We start from the raw sequence: 15,374 nt of genomic DNA on the forward strand, positions 1-15,374 counted from the left end.
GCCGGTGTAGCTCAGTTGGTAGAGCAACTGACTTGTAATCAGTAGGTCGTGGGTTCGACTCCTATCGCCGGCACCATTCCCTTGGAGGGGTAGCGAAGTGGCTAAACGCGGCGGACTGTAAATCCGCTCCTTAGGGTTCGGCGGTTCGAATCCGTCCCCCTCCACCATTTTAGGGGCATAGTTCAACGGTAGAATAGAGGTCTCCAAAACCTTTGGTGTGGGTTCGATTCCTACTGCCCCTGCCAGGTATTGAGGTACTCGTTCATATATGGCTGTTATTATATAGTGGCGGTTGTGGCGAAGTGGTTAACGCATCGGATTGTGGTTCCGACATTCGTGGGTTCGATTCCCATCAGTCGCCCCATTTTAAAATTGGGGTATAGCCAAGCGGTAAGGCAACGGATTTTGATTCCGTCATGCCTAGGTTCGAATCCTAGTACCCCAGCCATTTTTTCTTTTACGAGCCATTAGCTCAGTTGGTAGAGCATCTGACTTTTAATCAGAGGGTCGAAGGTTCGAGTCCTTCATGGCTCATCATTTTTTATTAATTTTGCGCCCGTAGCTCAATTGGATAGAGCGTCTGACTACGGATCAGAAGGTTATGGGTTCGACTCCTGTCGGGCGCGCCATAAGAACAACGGGAAGTAGCTCAGCTTGGTAGAGCACTTGGTTTGGGACCAAGGGGTCGCAGGTTCGAATCCTGTCTTCCCGACCATTTCCAAAAAATATTATGGGGCCTTAGCTCAGCTGGGAGAGCGCCTGCCTTGCACGCAGGAGGTCAGCGGTTCGATCCCGCTAGGCTCCACCATTTTAATATTTTTGGAGGTATACCCAAGTCTGGCTGAAGGGATCGGTCTTGAAAACCGACAGGCGGGTAACACCGCGCGGGGGTTCGAATCCCTCTACCTCCTCCATTTCGGGTCAGTAGCTCAGTTGGTAGAGCATTAGATTGAAGCTCTAAGTGTCGGCGGTTCGATTCCGTCCTGACCCACCATTATTTGCGGGTGTAGTTTAATGGTAAAACCTCAGCCTTCCAAGCTGATGTCGTGAGTTCGATTCTCATCACCCGCTCCAAAATGGGCCTATAGCTCAGCTGGTTAGAGCGCACGCCTGATAAGCGTGAGGTCGATGGTTCGAGTCCATTTAGGCCCATCATTATTCCGAAGTAGCTCAGTTGGTAGTAGCACCTGACTGTTAATCAGGTTGTCGCAGGTTCGAGTCCTGCCTTCGGAGCCACGGCCCGTTGGTCAAGTGGTTAAGACACCGCCCTTTCACGGCGGTAACACGGGTTCGAATCCCGTACGGGTCATCAAGCATGTAGCACAGTTGTGTGCTACATGCTTTTTTCTTTATCTTTTAATAAACAGGTATCAAAGCTACAAATCCTTTGACAGGGTTTTGTAGCTTTTTCATGTAAGGTCTAAACATTTCCTTCTACCAAATGCTCATAATCCCTCTTTTTTTAAGGCTCTTTTAAAGGAGTACTATAATTCAATTCAATTACTACTTGGAACGTTGCTTTATATTAAATTTGAACAAACTATTTCATATATGCAATATGTATGTTTTTTCACTAGCTATTTTCATGGTGCTTATTGACTTGTTCCTCTAATATGAGGATAAGTGGAGGAATCGATATGAATATACAGGAGATACAATGCTTTTTAAATCAATACCAGCTGGAACAAAATGAATCCAAACTTTGGTTAGAAAATAGATTACAACAGATTAAAAGTGCAGGGGAATATAAGCCTACTACAGAGGAGCTAGTTTTTGGAGCACGAGTTGCATGGCGTAATAGTAATAAATGTATTGGACGGTTGTTTTGGCAATCATTACATGTTGTAGATGCACGAGAAGTTTTAGATGAACAGGGCATTTTTCAAAAGTTACTAGAGCATATTGAGTATGCCACAAATCATGGGAAAATTCGTCCAACTATAACTGTGTTTGCAACTGATAGAGTACGGATTTGGAATCATCAGCTAATTCGTTACGCAGGCTACGAGACAGAAGAAGGCATTATTGGGGATGCACATTCTATCACTTTTACAAAAGTATGCGAATCGATGGGCTGGAAAGGCGAGCATACGCCGTTTGATGTGTTACCACTCGTCATACAGGTAGACGAACGTGCTCCCCAGCTATTTACGATTCCAGCTGAGTATATTTTAGAGGTTCCAATACGTCATCCAGAATCGGAGGACGTGGAGAAATTAGAGTTGAAATGGTATGCTGTTCCTATTATTTCGAGTATGCGTTTTCAAATGGCAGGCATTGATTTTCAAGCGGCTCCATTTAATGGCTGGTATATGGGGACTGAAATTGGGGCACGTAATTTAGCCGATCATGAGCGCTATAATATGCTGCCAGCTATTGCAGATATATTTAATCTGGATACAACCAAACAAGCTTCTCTTTGGCGTGACCGAGCATTAGTGGAGCTCAATATAGCTGTCCTTCATTCTTTTAAAGAGGATGGTGTGAGCATTGTAGATCATCATACTGCTGCTCAGCAGTTTAAATTATTTGAGGAAGCTGAGGAATCAGCAGGGCGAGAAGTTACGGGTAACTGGACATGGTTAATCCCACCACTTTCCCCTGCGACTACTCATATATTCCATAAGCCTTATATAAATACCTACCATACGCCCAATTATTTTTATCAGAAACCATGTTATTAACTTTAAAGGAGTTGTTCATAAACGAACAGCTTCTAAGTACCTTTTTGGGAGAGAGGAAATTCAAGATGTTGAACCAAAATATTTCGAATATCCCTTGGCAACAATTGACGACACCTTATGGCAGAGGAACAGATATTCCTCGTCTAATTGAACAGAAACAATATCAAGAGCTGACTGAACTAATTGAACATCAAGGAACACTTTGGCAGGTGACGCCATGGGTAGTATTTATTCTTTTAAAAAAGCTCTCAAGTAAAAATGTGGAGGAAGTCTCCTTAGCAGAAATAGAGCTTTATTTAGCTGTGGCTCATGCAATAACTAAGGATTATCAAGATTCAACACATAACGTTTCAACGATGCAGGAGCTTTTGGATAAGAAATATTTATGGGTGGAAAATGAAGAGGATGATGAGCTTGAATGGGAGGAAGATACGCCTAGAGGCTATGAACCAGAAGCTTTTTTAGGCTATTATTATTTTAGTTTTTTACTCCTTCAAGAGGCAATCCCTGTTTTTACTGCTATTAAGGCACGTTCCAAGAGCATAGCAGAGGAAATTGAGGAACTGCTAGCCTTACTAAAACATTAAAAAAAGAAATGTTATATAGATAAAGCAGATGGGCTCAGCTTCCCCATCTGCTTAAATTTAATGGACATATTCATCTTTAGAAGCTCGCATGGAACATAAGAAGAGTGTTATAGCTACAACAACAAAGAGCCAACCTGCAATATTCCATCCACCAAATAAATCATGGAGGTATCCGAAAAGAATCGGCCCAATGGCAGCGAATAAATAGCCCAATGATTGTGCAAACCCTGATAGATCAGCGGCTTCAAATGCTGTACGCGTACGGAGTGTAAAGAACATCATTGCTAATGCGAATGAAGCTCCACCTGCTAAACCTAGAAGGATCATCCATAATATCCCCAACGTTGTCCATTCCATTACAACGCCGACAAATCCTACTAAATAAAACGATGTAAACATAAGGACAAGTGGTCTTTGTGAAGTCATTTTACCAGCAATAATGGGGACAGCCAATGCCATGGGGACTTGTGAGAATTGCATTATGGAAAACATCCATCCAGCTTTATCAGGAGCCAATCCTTGCGCAATATAAATTTCAGGAATCCAAGCTGCTGTCGTATAAAATAATAAAGATTGTAAGCCCATTGCACCGGTTACTGCCCATGTAACAGGTGATTTATAAAGAGGTTTACCTGTTTTTTTTGCCGTAGTAGCTGGTTCTGGCTTATTCAATTTCAATTGAGGTATCCAAATTAAAATCGTTAATACGACTAATATAAGCGCCACAGCCAATGCTCCTTGCCAACCTAGTGAAGAATTAGCTATTGGATAACTAATACCTGCTCCAAGTCCAGCCGTTAAGTTCATAGACATAGTAAAAAATGCCATTAGTAACCCTACATGGTATGGAAATTTTAATTTTAATAAACCTGGAATCAACACATTTCCAAATGATATGGCTACGCCAATGAGCACTGTGCCAAATACAAGTAACCCTGTTGTACCAAGGGAGCGTAGTACAATTCCTAAGGCCAATAAAATAGTGGATAAAAATAAGGTTAGCTCAAGCCCAAGTTTTCGTGCTACAACTGGTGCGAACGGTGATATAATGGCAAAAGCAAGCAATGGAATAGTTGTCAAAAAACCGGCTAGAACATTGGAAATACCAAGATCGTCACGGATAAAGGATACAATTGGACCCACAACAGTTAGTGGCATTCGTAATGTAGACGCTATAAATATTATTCCAAAAACTAATAATAAGGTTGTTCCCTTCCAGCTAATTTTTCTGCTCGGGTAGCTGGCGGAATGATCATGTAAAGTCAAAATAATTCCCCCTGTTATAACCATTCTAATTGAACTACTATAACACTTTATCACACTATTAAAAATAGTGGAAAATTCACAAAATACAAAACATTAATGGTTATATTGAAATGTCTTAGGTCTTATGTTAGTATAGTAAACATCATAAATTTAATAATTATATGCCTCATGTTTGTAATGAGGTAGAGGTCGCGATATTTATAAGTAAGCTAATTGAAATGACAAGCATTGAAGAGATTAGTTGAAAGGAAATATTGCCGAAGTGTGAGGGGACTTGAAAACCTCATGCTGGGGCTGTATCCGAAAGGAACAGAACTGTCACGTTTGTACAACGTGTTGAGCTATCGTTTAGGAAAAACTGAGGATTAACTTAGCCATCACATTGTTCATGTGATGGCATTTTTTTGCCTCATAAATAGGAAGGAAGCTATATCGTGAGTGAAATAAAAGTAAATCAGCTCGGCCATAAAGCACCGAAGCTGAAAAAAGAATTAAAAAGCCGTCATATCACAATGATTTCTTTAGGCGGTACAATTGGTACAGGGCTATTTTTAGCCAGTGGTGGTGCCATTGCACAAGCAGGACCGGGAGGCGCATTGCTTGCCTATGCGTTAATCGGTATTATGGTATATTTTTTAATGACAAGTTTAGGGGAAATGGCTGCCTATATGCCGTCCTCGGGTTCTTTTAGTACGTATGCGACAAAATTTGTAGATCCCGCTCTAGGCTTTGCACTAGGTTGGAACTATTGGTATAACTGGGCAATTACGATTGCAGCCGAAATTGCGGCAGTGTCATTAATTATGAAATATTGGTTCCCAGATAGCTCATCAGCACTTTGGACAGTATTATTTATTGTAATTGTACTGACATTTAATTTATTGTCTGTAAAGAGCTATGGCGAAAGTGAATATTGGTTTGCGATGATAAAAGTGGCTACGGTCATTGTATTTATTATTATTAGCATATTAATGATTTTTGGTATTTTAGGTGGACAGGCACCAGTTGGTTTTACAAATTTCTTTATTAGTGATGGACCATTCCATGGTGGCTTTCTTGCTACATTTGGTATTTTCCTTGCAGCAGGATTTTCATTCCAAGGAACAGAGCTACTTGGGGTAACTGCAGGGGAAACAGATGATCCTGGAAAAAATATTCCGAAGGCAGTAAAATCGGTGTTTTGGCGTATTATTTTATTTTATATTTTAGCTATTGCTGCTATAGGGATGTTGATTCCATTCACAGATGAGCGCTTATTATCGGAGGATATCGCTGTATCACCATTTACGCTCGTGTTTGATCGTTTAGGCATTGCTTTTGCTGCCTCCTTAATGAATGCCATTATTTTAACAGCTATGCTATCAGCAGGTAATTCTGGACTATATGCATCTTCACGTATGCTATGGCAATTAGCGGTGGATGGTCATGCTCCTAAATTCTTTGCAAAGCTAAGTCGTCGAGGTATTCCGATTTATGCATTGATCGCAACATTAGCTGTAGGCTGTGTAGCGTTTTTAGCATCATTCTTTGGTGATGGGGTAGTTTATATCTGGCTTTTAAATGCCTCTGGGATGTCAGGTTTTATTGCTTGGCTAGGTATTGCATTTAGTCATTATCGTTTCCGTCGTGCTTTCGAAGCGCAAGGCTTAGATCCAAAGCTATTACCGTATAAAGCAAAGCTATACCCATTCGGTCCACTATTCGCCTTTACTATTTGTATGATTGTTGTAATTGGACAGAATTACACAGCGTTTATCGGAGGTACAATCGATTGGTATGGTATCCTTGTTTCCTATATTGGTATTCCACTGTTCCTATTGCTATGGCTAGGGTACAAAATTAAACATAAAACAAAAATGCTTCCTCTTAAAGATTGTGATTTAAAAGTGGAAAATTAAATAGAAGAGCTGTTCTATAAACCGTTGTATGATGGTTGATGGAACAGCTTTTTTTATCGGGGGACCTTTAAAATTATTACAAAATTAATGTCATATATATGGTAATATACTATAGATATGGAAGTGTGATTTTTGACTTTCTAGTAGAGAGAGGTGCATGAAAATGCAAAAACATATTTTACTAGTGGAAGATGATGAGGCTATTCGCGAAATGGTAGCGAATTTTTTATTATTGGAAGGCTTCGAAGTCACCACTGCCAATAATGGAGAAGAGGCATTGCAATATTGTTTAAATCAAACCTTTGATTTAGTCATCCTAGATATTATGATTCCTAAGCTTAATGGATTAGAAGTTTTAAAAGTCATTCGAGAACAGGCAGCACTTCCTATCATCATTATGTCCGCAAAGGATAGTGATGTAGATAAAGCGCTTGGCTTGGGATTAGGGGCAGACGATTATATTGCTAAGCCATTTTCTATGCTGGAATTCTCAGCTCGCGTAAAGGCCGTTATTAGAAGAGCTACGAAATACGCTGGCCAAATAGATCCCAAACAAGATGTAATAGTTATAGGCCATTTAAAGATAGATATTGTTAATTTCTCAATAAATAAAAATGGACAAGAAGTGAAGCTAACATCAAAGGAATTTGCCATCTTAAAGCTATTTGTAACAAACCGTAACCGAGTTTTTACGAAAGAGCAAATTTATCAGCTAATATGGAAAGATGCATATTACGGTGATGAAAATATTATTAATGTACATATTCGAAGGCTACGCGAAAAAATTGAAGATGATCCATCCAACCCCCAGTATATTAAGACGCTGTGGGGAATTGGCTATAAGTTTGAAGGATAACAGATATGATAATCATGCTATTAATCATAATTGTGGTGCTTATAGGAATAGTTATTTTTCAATGGAAAGCAAAAAAAGAACAAAATCAGACGATCCAATATATGAATGAAAAACTCCAAGCCATTGTTCAAGAAAAAAGTAACGAAAAGATTTTGGTAACTACGAGCAATTCACAAATTCAACAGCTACTTATTTCGATAAACGCTTGGCTGGACCATCACCAAAAAGTTCAGGCGACCCATCGCAAAATGGAAGATTCCATGAAAAAAATGCTGGCCAATATTTCACATGATTTAAAAACGCCTTTAACGGTTGTGTTAGGCTATATTGAAATGCTTCAGCTTCAAGGCTCAGCTAGTGAAGAGGAGCGTCAAAGACTATTAGCGGGTGTACATGCTAAAACATTAGAAGTATTAAAAATTATTCATACATTTTTCGATCTTGCCAAATTAGAGGCAGGGGATACAGATTATCCAATCACTAAAATCAATGTCTGTGAAATTAGCCGTAAAAATATATTATCATTTTACGATATGGTCACGTCCATGGGACTAAATATTACTATTACAATCCCTGAAACACCTATGTATGCCCTTGGTAATGAAGAAGCGTTAGATAGGGTTCTCAACAATCTTTTATCCAATGCTCTTGCCTATGGAGCGGATGGTAATGTAATTGGCTTAACCGTAAGAAATGATGAAACGACTATTTATATAGATGTATGGGATTGTGGTAAAGGAATCGATGAATACCATATTGATAGTGTTTTTGAGAGAATGTACACGCTAGAGGACTCTCGCAATAAATCCTTCCAGGGGAGTGGCTTAGGTTTAACGATTACAAAGCGATTAGTGGAAATGATGGACGGTTCCATCCAGTTATCAAGTATTCCCTATAAAAAGACCATTTTTACCATTGCATTAAAACGAATGATGTATTGAAATCACAGCTTGTAGAGCTTTTATTGTGCTTTACAGGCTTTTCTTATGCTCTTAAGAAATTTGTAAGAATCCAGTAATAAATTAGAGAGTTTCATTTTTTATAATGAAAATAGCCACATTTGAGGGAGAGATTGACATGACATACATTGTGAAAACAAACCAGCTTACGAAAGTGTACGAAGGAAGAGAAGTGGTTTCTGCTGTCAATATGAACGTGAAGAAGGGAGAGATTTACGGCTTTTTAGGCCCTAACGGAGCGGGTAAAACGACAGTTATGAAGATGCTAACGAATCTGACGAAGCCAACCAGTGGAGATGTTGAAATATTTGGTGAGAGGTTGACCGATCAATCGTATGAACTATTAAAAAGAATGGGAACGATTATCGAATATCCTATTTTCTATGAAAAATTAACGGCTAGGGAAACCTTAGAATTGCATTGCGAATATATGGGCTATTACAATAAGCAGGAAATTGCCCATGTACTTAACCTTGTAAAATTAACAAATGCAGAGGAGAAACGGGTAAAAGATTTCTCATTAGGGATGAAACAGAGACTAGGTATTGCACGCGCTATTATTACAAAGCCAGAGCTCCTAATTTTAGATGAGCCAATTAATGGACTAGATCCCATTGGGATTAAAGAGTTGAGAGAGCTTTTTAAAATGCTCTGTACGGAGTATGGCATTACGATCATTATCTCTAGTCATATATTAGGGGAAATTGAACAATTGGCCGATACGATTGGTGTCATCAAGGAAGGTAGGCTCATTACTGAAGTAACGATGGATACGATTAATCGTAATCAAGCCGACTATATTGAAGTGATCGTAAACGATGGTAAGAAGGCAGCCTTTATTTTAGAAAGTGAATTGAGAATGGCTAATTTCAAACTGATGGATGACAATTCTATACGAATTTATGATTTGACAGTATCCCAAAAGGTTCTAACAAAAACATTGATTGAACATGACATTGAAATAGAGGAGATTAGCAAAAAAACTAGCACATTAGAGGATTACTTCCTTAAGCTAATAAATGGAGGGATTGTTCATGCTTAATTTAATGCGTTTGGAAATGAAAAAATATCATTTAGGCTCCTATGTTAAAAGTGCTATGTTTGCTAACTTTATTATTTTAGGATTTATGTTTATGATTTTATTTATTTCTAAAGTAGAAGGGGAAGTTGATATTGCAAATTATGAAATGGCTTTAAGTGTCATCGATTCATTTGTCAGAGCCGTATTTATTATTTTTGCAGCTACATTAATAGCTAAACTGATCATCGGAGAATATAAGTTTAAAACAATCACATTGGCCTTTATGTATCCTATAAGCCGAAAGAAATTAATCGCTGCTAAGCTTGCGATTGTCATGCTTTTTACCTTTAGTGCAATCATCGTTTCAAATATCTTGATTACAACCATTTTTTGCATCGTAAGCGATAAATTTGATTTAATTCCTGATGTTTTATCTAATACTTTAATCATGCAACATATACCATCTGTACTCATGAATGCAATTGCTGCCTCAGGGATGGCATTAATTCCATTATATTTCGGAATGAGAAAATACTCTATTCCAGCAACAATTATTTCTTCTATTCTAATCGTATCAGTGACTTCATCCAATACAGGTAACTTCACATTAAATGACATCATTATTATTCCAATCTCGTTAGCAATCATAGGTATTAGTATTGCCTATCTAGCTATCCGCAATATCGAGAAGGTTGATGTTTAATGAAAGAGCCATAAATTTTGTTGTTATCGAACGATGATGATAGCAATTCGATAAAGGTGATTTCAATGAAGAAATTAACTGTAACTTCTGCGCTGCTTTAGCTATCCTACAAGAGTAAAGGATCATGTAGGATCCAATGGTAGTAAATTTGTCTATAATTATCACCTTTAGATTATCAACAAAAAGGCATCGAGATTTTTCTTCTCGATGCCTTTTGTTAGTCTATTAATTCACTATTTTATCCAAATATTGTTTCACCTAGTAAGTAAATATTTAATGCCACAACGATGACAACTACAAACCAGCCTAAAATAGTAGTAATACGGTGGTTCACTAAACCACCCATAATGTCTCGTTTGCTTGTAAACATAACGAGAGGGACGAGGGCGAATGCAATACCGAAAGATAACACAACCTGACTAAGAACGAGCGCATGGGTTGCATTTACACCAGATGCAATAATCGCTAACGGAGGCACCATTGTAATGGCTCTCCGTAAATAAAGTGGTATTTTTCGTTGAATGAAGCCTTGCATTACTACGTCACCTGCTAATGTCCCTACAGAGGAGCTAGCTAGCCCAGCAATTAGTAAACCAAGACCAAAGGAAATGGCAGCCATTGGGCCGAGAGCATTCTTTAGGCCGTTATAGGCAACATCTAAATCCTCTACTACAATCCCCTGTGTGTGAAATACTGCTGCCGCGATAATGAGCATACTCATATTGATGGCTCCTGCAATGATCATAGCGATGATAATATCAATAAATTCAAAACGGAAAATTCGTCTTTTTTCTTCTTCATTACGACCGATAATACGACTTTGTGTTAAAGAAGAATGTAAGTAAATAGCATGGGGCATGACGGTCGCACCTAAAATACCTGTTGCTAATAGTAATGAATCCACCCCTTCAAATTGTGGCGTGAACATACCAAACGCTACTTCGCCCCAATCTGGCTGTGCTAAAAATGTTTGGAAGGCAAATGCTAATACGACAATTAAAACCATGCCAGAAATGCCTGCCTCAAAGGCTCTGAAGCCTCTTCTTTGAAGCTCTAGAATAGCAAATGATCCGACTGCTGTAATGATAGCTGCTGGAAGCATAGGGATATTAAATAACAAATAAAGCCCTAATGCGGCACCTATAAATTCAGCAAGGTCGGTAGCAATAATGACTAATTCAGCCTGAATCCAAAGAAATATAGATGTCTTTTTAGAAAAATGTTCACGTGCCACCTCAGGTAAATTTTTTCCTGTCGCAATACCAAGCTTGGCAGATAAGGATTGGATGAGCACCGCCATTAAATTAGAAAAGGCTATTACCCAAAGGAGTAAGTAACCATATTGAGAGCCAGCTGTAATATTTGTGGCAAAATTGCCAGGATCAATATAGGCGACCGCTGCAATGAATGCAGGTCCAAGAAAAGGTAAAAACCGTCGCCAACCTTTTATATCTCCATCTAAAACCGCCTCAGCAGACGATTTTGTGACTTGTTTGTATACCATATTTGTTCCCTCATTTCAAAAAGTATCGTTTGTGAAATAAAGTTTCCTGGAGGAAAATAAGATAATAGTATTCTAACGCTAGGATTAGAAAAAGGGAAGCGCTTTGCTTAAAATTTTTAAAAAATAAGTATGCACATTTCTCATCAATTTCTAATTAGACTTTCCTTACCTGTATCGTTTACGATGAAAGAAAAGATGAAGGACTGATTCGACATGAGCAATCGAATTTTAATTATAGAAGATGAAGAAAATATTGCGAGAGTGCTCCAGTTAGAGCTTCAGTTTGAAGGCTATGAAGCGGTGATGGCCCATACAGGAGCAGACGGTTTATTGCAATATCGTGAGCAGCAATGGGATTTAATCTTACTGGATATTATGTTACCCGAAATGAGTGGCATAGATGTACTAAAGCGTATTCGCGCAACAGAATCACAGACCCCAGTTATTATGCTGACTGCTAAAAGTGAGGTGGAGGATAAGGTAAAGGGATTGGATTTGGGAGCTAATGATTATGTGACAAAGCCCTTTGAAATTGAAGAATTACTGGCCCGTATCCGGAATGCACTACGGTTTTCTCAAAAGGCTAGTCCAACAAAGGTTGGTGTATCGTTTGGACAGTTATCGATCGATGAGCAGACAAGAGAAGTTATTTATTATGGTAAGGAGATCCAACTGACTCCTAGAGAATACGATTTATTGTTATATCTAATGAAGCATCCTAAGCAGGTGCTCACAAGGGAACAAATATTAGAGACGGTATGGGGCTTTGATTACTACGGAGATACAAATGTTGTGGATGTCTATATTCGTTATGTGCGCCAAAAGCTTGAAATCGCTAATGTAACACCCATTATTCAAACAGTTCGCGGTGTAGGTTATGTGCTGAAGGAAAATAAATCATGAAGCTTAAAACAAAAATTCATCTACTTACCACTTTATTAATGCTAGTAATTTTAGTGGCAACTAACAGTGGAATTTACTTTTTGTACGAGAAATTTGCCTATAATACGGAATATAGTCAACTTCATACACGAGCGAATGATTTAAGCTCAACATTAAGCCAGTTAAATACACAAACCAACCTACAGCAGGTATTAAGAGCATATATGCCAGCTGGTGGTGCTATCTATGTATATGGTGGAGAAAATTTAAAGACCAAGGTTCAGGCCACTCTAGACATGCCAGATGTTACTTCTATTGCCTATACAATGCCTACTATTTGGATGGATGGGACAATTGTGGACATCACCTTACAGCAATCCATGGAGGAAGTAGAAAGTACACTGGATTTATTAAAGGCTATTTTGATCGTTGTGTCCATTATTGCCACCATTCCAATCTTTTTAGCGAGCTTGGCACTCGGTCGCCTAATTTTGTTACCACTAGAACGCTTAAATGCGACAATGCGCAAAAGTGCATCGACGGGAAAATATGAAAAAATGGACATCCCAGCTAAAGGTGGGGATGAATTAGCAAAAATTAATCGAACGTTCAATATGATGATGGAGAAGCTTGAACAGCACTATCAAAAGCAACAGGAATTCGTTTCAAATGCTTCTCACGAATTAAAGACGCCCATTACTGTCATTGAAAGCTATGCAAAGTTGCTCTTGCGAAGAGGTTTTGACAATCGTGAAGTAGCGCAGGAATCGCTACAGGCTATTGCAAATGAATCTTCTCGTATGCATGAAATGGTATTACAATTATTAGAGCTAGCCAAAAATAATGAGCATATGGATATTCATATTGAACAGCTAGAGCTAGCTCCCTTCCTTAATAAAGTGGCTGCACAAATGCAGCAGGCATACCATCGGAATTTTATAGTCGACGCAGAAGAAGCACCACAATTTATTGACAGTGATGAAAAAATTTTGAAGCAATTACTCTTTATTTTGCTTGATAATGCTAGGAAATATAGTGAGGATGACGTTCATATTTCCACAGCTGAAACTACTACGCATGTACGAATGACGATTCAGGATTTTGGCGTCGGTATTCCTGCAGAGCATGTTTCACATTTGTTTGAGCGTTTTTACCGTGTCACAGAGGATCGTAATCGTAAAACAGGCGGTTCTGGCTTAGGGCTTGCGATTGCACATGAACTTGCGGGACAATTGGGCATCACCATAGATGTGGAAAGTACAGTTGGAGAAGGTTCAAGTTTTACCTTGTGTATACCAAAGGAGGGGCAGCAATGAAAAAGTGGGTTTTAATACTTATTGTGATTATCCTTCTTTGTAGCGGAGTGCTTTGGTTTATTCAAAATCGCTATTTTCAAAAGGAGCCTCTCAGTGAAGCGGAGGCCATACGCCATATCGAAGCTATTTATAAGGGTCAAGTTTCAGAAGTAAAAAAGCGTGGAAATTCATTTGAAATACAATTTACACGTGAGAATTTGAAATATACAGCCATGCTTGATGCTACAACACAGCAGGTTTCTGATCTAACGTTGCAAAAAGGGCAAAGTAAATTATTGTTAACAGAAAATCAAATAAGAAAAATGGTGAAAGAAAAATATGGTGAGGTAGAAAGCGTCATGCTCACAGATACCATTTATACCGCACGTGTTGAAAAGGAGCATAAGCAAAAAGATATAACAGTAGATGGCTATTCGGGTGAAGTGTTATCTGAAAAAGATGTAGAACCATTAAATCAGCCTGAAAAACCTCACATTATTACCGAACAGCAAGCCATTGATATAGCGCTGCAACAATTAACAGGGAAAGTGGATTCTGTAGATTTTGAAGATACTGCGGAGGGCGGTTATTATTTAGTTGAAATTGAAACAGAGCATGAAGAAGCCACGTTCCAAATTCATGCTGTATCTGGAAAGGTCCTTTCTGTTTCATGGGACGATTAAAGAGTTTTCTCATGGAATTCTAATGTTCCTCTTATAGTTCTATCATCTTTGCTTGGTAAGCTAAAAGCAGATAAAACAAAGGAGAGATGAACATGAAAAAAATAATGATGATTCCTGCATTAGTGGTGACTCTTGGTGTTGGAGCGGCAATTGGTTCAACAACTTTATTATCAGGAAGTGCACAAGAAAAAAAGATCCTATCCATGCAAGAAATCGAAAAGAAAGCATTATCAGTAGTGGATGGGACAGTAGCAGATATTGAACTAGATCAAAACCGCTACCGCTCTGTTTATGAGGTAGAGGTGCATGCTGATAAAGAAGAGTATGATTTAAAATTCGATGCCTATACTGGTAAATTACTTAAGCAGAAGAAAGAGCGTCAAGATGACGATGATAATGAATGGGTTAACGCTAATACTGCTACTAACCTTATAAGTAAAGAAAAGGCTATTGAAGCGGCTCTAACAAAAGCAAAGGGTACAGTCACAAAAATTAAATTAGATGATGGTATTTATGAAATTGAGTTAAAAAATGGGCAATATGAATATGATGTTGATGTTGATTCGATTACAGGAGAAATTGTTGATTTTGAACAAGATATGGAAGACTAATAATAGTTGTTGCCTTAAAAGTAGAGCATACTTTTAAGGCTTTTTTTGTTGTAAAATGCCTTTAAATTAGGTATTCGCGGGTAAATTAATTTCTACCATGGATATTAACAATGTTTTCAAAAAGTCTATGTATTTCACTTGTAAAAAATAAAAATTTTCTTCTTTACTTTTTTAATCGACAGGCGTAATATGACATCATTATTAAAGTTTCAAATTTCTAAATCGCTGAAGCAAACTAGACGCGGGGGACCCATTTTAGACGGAGCGCATAAGCAATCCTTGGGGTGAATCTCTTCTTTTGAAGGGTAGGGCTACTCAGGCCCGAATCCGACAGCTAACCTCGTAAGCGTTAAGAGCAGAAAAGTTGGAGCTTGGCAGACAGATGAGCGTCTACAAGTCTTATTTAGTGATGACTTGTAGGCGTT

The 15,374-nt window shown here is 38.5% G+C and carries 13 protein-coding genes, 15 tRNA genes and 2 riboswitches; of the genes, 26 read left to right on the forward strand and 2 right to left on the reverse strand.

Annotation, left to right across the window (positions count from 1 at the left end):
• From KVT27_RS17965 to KVT27_RS18045, 17 genes are all read left to right on the forward strand, one after another.
• A tRNA-Thr gene (locus KVT27_RS17965) sits at positions 1-76 on the forward strand.
• A gap of 7 nt (positions 77-83) precedes the next feature.
• Positions 84-167: transfer RNA gene (locus KVT27_RS17970), tRNA-Tyr, on the forward strand.
• A 4-nt stretch (positions 168-171) separates the two neighbouring features.
• A tRNA-Trp gene (locus KVT27_RS17975) sits at positions 172-245 on the forward strand.
• Positions 246-288: 43 nt separating this feature from the next.
• Positions 289-364: transfer RNA gene (locus KVT27_RS17980), tRNA-His, on the forward strand.
• A 9-nt stretch (positions 365-373) separates the two neighbouring features.
• Positions 374-448: transfer RNA gene (locus tag KVT27_RS17985), tRNA-Gln, on the forward strand.
• Positions 449-461: 13 nt separating this feature from the next.
• A tRNA-Lys gene (locus KVT27_RS17990) sits at positions 462-534 on the forward strand.
• A gap of 18 nt (positions 535-552) precedes the next feature.
• Positions 553-629 (forward strand) — tRNA-Arg (locus KVT27_RS17995).
• Positions 630-638: 9 nt separating this feature from the next.
• Positions 639-715 (forward strand) — tRNA-Pro (locus KVT27_RS18000).
• Between the two features lie 17 nt (positions 716-732).
• A tRNA-Ala gene (locus KVT27_RS18005) sits at positions 733-808 on the forward strand.
• Between the two features lie 13 nt (positions 809-821).
• Positions 822-914, forward strand: a tRNA-Ser gene (locus KVT27_RS18010).
• Between the two features lie 4 nt (positions 915-918).
• Positions 919-994: transfer RNA gene (locus KVT27_RS18015), tRNA-Phe, on the forward strand.
• 6 nt (positions 995-1,000) lie between these two features.
• A tRNA-Gly gene (locus KVT27_RS18020) sits at positions 1,001-1,074 on the forward strand.
• Between the two features lie 4 nt (positions 1,075-1,078).
• Positions 1,079-1,152: transfer RNA gene (locus KVT27_RS18025), tRNA-Ile, on the forward strand.
• A 7-nt stretch (positions 1,153-1,159) separates the two neighbouring features.
• A tRNA-Asn gene (locus KVT27_RS18030) sits at positions 1,160-1,236 on the forward strand.
• A gap of 1 nt (position 1,237) precedes the next feature.
• A tRNA-Glu gene (locus tag KVT27_RS18035) sits at positions 1,238-1,309 on the forward strand.
• A gap of 328 nt (positions 1,310-1,637) precedes the next feature.
• Positions 1,638-2,684, forward strand: coding sequence for a nitric oxide synthase oxygenase (locus KVT27_RS18040; protein ID WP_036122329.1), 1,047 nt, complete (start codon positions 1,638-1,640; stop codon positions 2,682-2,684).
• Positions 2,685-2,749: 65 nt separating this feature from the next.
• On the forward strand, positions 2,750-3,271 hold the full coding sequence (locus KVT27_RS18045; protein WP_036122332.1) for a hypothetical protein: 522 nt from the start codon (positions 2,750-2,752) through the stop codon (positions 3,269-3,271).
• A gap of 57 nt (positions 3,272-3,328) precedes the next feature.
• Here KVT27_RS18045 and KVT27_RS18050 read toward each other — a convergent pair whose 3' ends face one another.
• Positions 3,329-4,561: a CynX/NimT family MFS transporter gene (locus tag KVT27_RS18050; protein ID WP_200886556.1), complete on the reverse strand. Its 1,233-nt coding sequence runs from the start codon at positions 4,559-4,561 to the stop codon at positions 3,329-3,331.
• Positions 4,562-4,712: 151 nt separating this feature from the next.
• Positions 4,713-4,889: riboswitch (Lysine riboswitch) on the forward strand.
• An 82-nt stretch (positions 4,890-4,971) separates the two neighbouring features.
• Here KVT27_RS18050 and KVT27_RS18055 point away from each other — a divergent pair.
• The 5 genes from KVT27_RS18055 (at position 4,972) to KVT27_RS18075 (ending at position 9,974) form a co-directional block, all read left to right on the forward strand.
• Positions 4,972-6,435 (forward strand): amino acid permease, encoded by a 1,464-nt coding sequence (locus tag KVT27_RS18055; protein ID WP_036122337.1) that lies wholly within the window; start codon positions 4,972-4,974, stop codon positions 6,433-6,435.
• A 163-nt stretch (positions 6,436-6,598) separates the two neighbouring features.
• Positions 6,599-7,291, forward strand: coding sequence for a response regulator transcription factor (locus KVT27_RS18060; RefSeq protein ID WP_217581714.1), 693 nt, complete (start codon positions 6,599-6,601; stop codon positions 7,289-7,291).
• Positions 7,292-7,296: 5 nt separating this feature from the next.
• Positions 7,297-8,232: a sensor histidine kinase gene (locus tag KVT27_RS18065; protein WP_217581715.1), complete on the forward strand. Its 936-nt coding sequence runs from the start codon at positions 7,297-7,299 to the stop codon at positions 8,230-8,232.
• A gap of 136 nt (positions 8,233-8,368) precedes the next feature.
• The gene (locus KVT27_RS18070; RefSeq protein WP_217581716.1) at positions 8,369-9,292 is read left to right on the forward strand and encodes an ABC transporter ATP-binding protein; all 924 of its coding nucleotides are present in this window, start codon (positions 8,369-8,371) and stop codon (positions 9,290-9,292) included.
• Positions 9,285-9,974 (forward strand): ABC transporter permease, encoded by a 690-nt coding sequence (locus KVT27_RS18075; protein ID WP_036145329.1) that lies wholly within the window; start codon positions 9,285-9,287, stop codon positions 9,972-9,974. Before KVT27_RS18070 ends, KVT27_RS18075 begins: the two co-directional genes overlap by 8 nt.
• Positions 9,975-10,212: 238 nt before the next feature.
• Here the strand turns inward: KVT27_RS18075 and KVT27_RS18080 are convergent, their stop codons facing one another.
• Positions 10,213-11,478 carry an Nramp family divalent metal transporter gene (locus KVT27_RS18080; protein WP_036122355.1) on the reverse strand — a complete coding sequence of 422 codons (1,266 nt, stop codon included), beginning with the start codon at positions 11,476-11,478 and terminating at the stop codon, positions 10,213-10,215.
• A gap of 213 nt (positions 11,479-11,691) precedes the next feature.
• Here KVT27_RS18080 and KVT27_RS18085 point away from each other — a divergent pair, with 213 nt between their 5' ends.
• From KVT27_RS18085 to KVT27_RS18100, 4 genes are all read left to right on the forward strand, one after another.
• A complete protein-coding gene (locus KVT27_RS18085) occupies positions 11,692-12,381 on the forward strand; it encodes a response regulator transcription factor (RefSeq protein ID WP_036122358.1) in 690 nt (229 codons plus the stop codon).
• On the forward strand, positions 12,378-13,676 hold the full coding sequence (locus tag KVT27_RS18090) for a sensor histidine kinase (protein WP_217581717.1): 1,299 nt from the start codon (positions 12,378-12,380) through the stop codon (positions 13,674-13,676). Before KVT27_RS18085 ends, KVT27_RS18090 begins: the two co-directional genes overlap by 4 nt.
• Positions 13,673-14,338, forward strand: a complete 666-nt coding sequence (locus KVT27_RS18095) for a PepSY domain-containing protein (RefSeq protein WP_217581718.1) — start codon at positions 13,673-13,675, stop codon at positions 14,336-14,338. The genes KVT27_RS18090 and KVT27_RS18095 overlap by 4 nt, the downstream gene beginning before the upstream one ends.
• Before the next feature lie 92 nt (positions 14,339-14,430).
• On the forward strand, positions 14,431-14,949 hold the full coding sequence (locus KVT27_RS18100) for a PepSY domain-containing protein (RefSeq protein WP_254636190.1): 519 nt from the start codon (positions 14,431-14,433) through the stop codon (positions 14,947-14,949).
• 213 nt (positions 14,950-15,162) lie between these two features.
• Positions 15,163-15,312, forward strand: a riboswitch (cyclic di-AMP (ydaO/yuaA leader).
• Positions 15,313-15,374 lie beyond the last annotated feature (62 nt).

It is taken from the genome of Lysinibacillus sp. GbtcB16 (assembly GCF_019091145.1).
Taxonomy (GTDB): Bacteria; Bacillota; Bacilli; order Bacillales_A; family Planococcaceae; genus Lysinibacillus; species Lysinibacillus fusiformis.

Bases quoted from the DNA above. Each gene is read 5' to 3' on its own strand.
- KVT27_RS18085 (WP_036122358.1), top strand. From the start codon at position 11,692: ATGAGCAATCGAATTTTAATTATAGAAGATGAAGAAAATATTGCGAGA.
- KVT27_RS18065 (WP_217581715.1), top strand. From the start codon at position 7,297: ATGATAATCATGCTATTAATCATAATTGTGGTGCTTATAGGAATAGTT.
- KVT27_RS18080 (WP_036122355.1), bottom strand. From the start codon at position 11,478: ATGGTATACAAACAAGTCACAAAATCGTCTGCTGAGGCGGTTTTAGAT.
- KVT27_RS18060 (WP_217581714.1), top strand. From the start codon at position 6,599: ATGCAAAAACATATTTTACTAGTGGAAGATGATGAGGCTATTCGCGAA.
- KVT27_RS18040 (WP_036122329.1), top strand. From the start codon at position 1,638: ATGAATATACAGGAGATACAATGCTTTTTAAATCAATACCAGCTGGAA.
- KVT27_RS18050 (WP_200886556.1), bottom strand. From the start codon at position 4,561: ATGGTTATAACAGGGGGAATTATTTTGACTTTACATGATCATTCCGCC.
- KVT27_RS18075 (WP_036145329.1), top strand. From the start codon at position 9,285: ATGCTTAATTTAATGCGTTTGGAAATGAAAAAATATCATTTAGGCTCC.
- KVT27_RS18100 (WP_254636190.1), top strand. From the start codon at position 14,431: ATGAAAAAAATAATGATGATTCCTGCATTAGTGGTGACTCTTGGTGTT.
- KVT27_RS18045 (WP_036122332.1), top strand. From the start codon at position 2,750: ATGTTGAACCAAAATATTTCGAATATCCCTTGGCAACAATTGACGACA.
- KVT27_RS18070 (WP_217581716.1), top strand. From the start codon at position 8,369: ATGACATACATTGTGAAAACAAACCAGCTTACGAAAGTGTACGAAGGA.
- KVT27_RS18090 (WP_217581717.1), top strand. From the start codon at position 12,378: ATGAAGCTTAAAACAAAAATTCATCTACTTACCACTTTATTAATGCTA.
- KVT27_RS18095 (WP_217581718.1), top strand. From the start codon at position 13,673: ATGAAAAAGTGGGTTTTAATACTTATTGTGATTATCCTTCTTTGTAGC.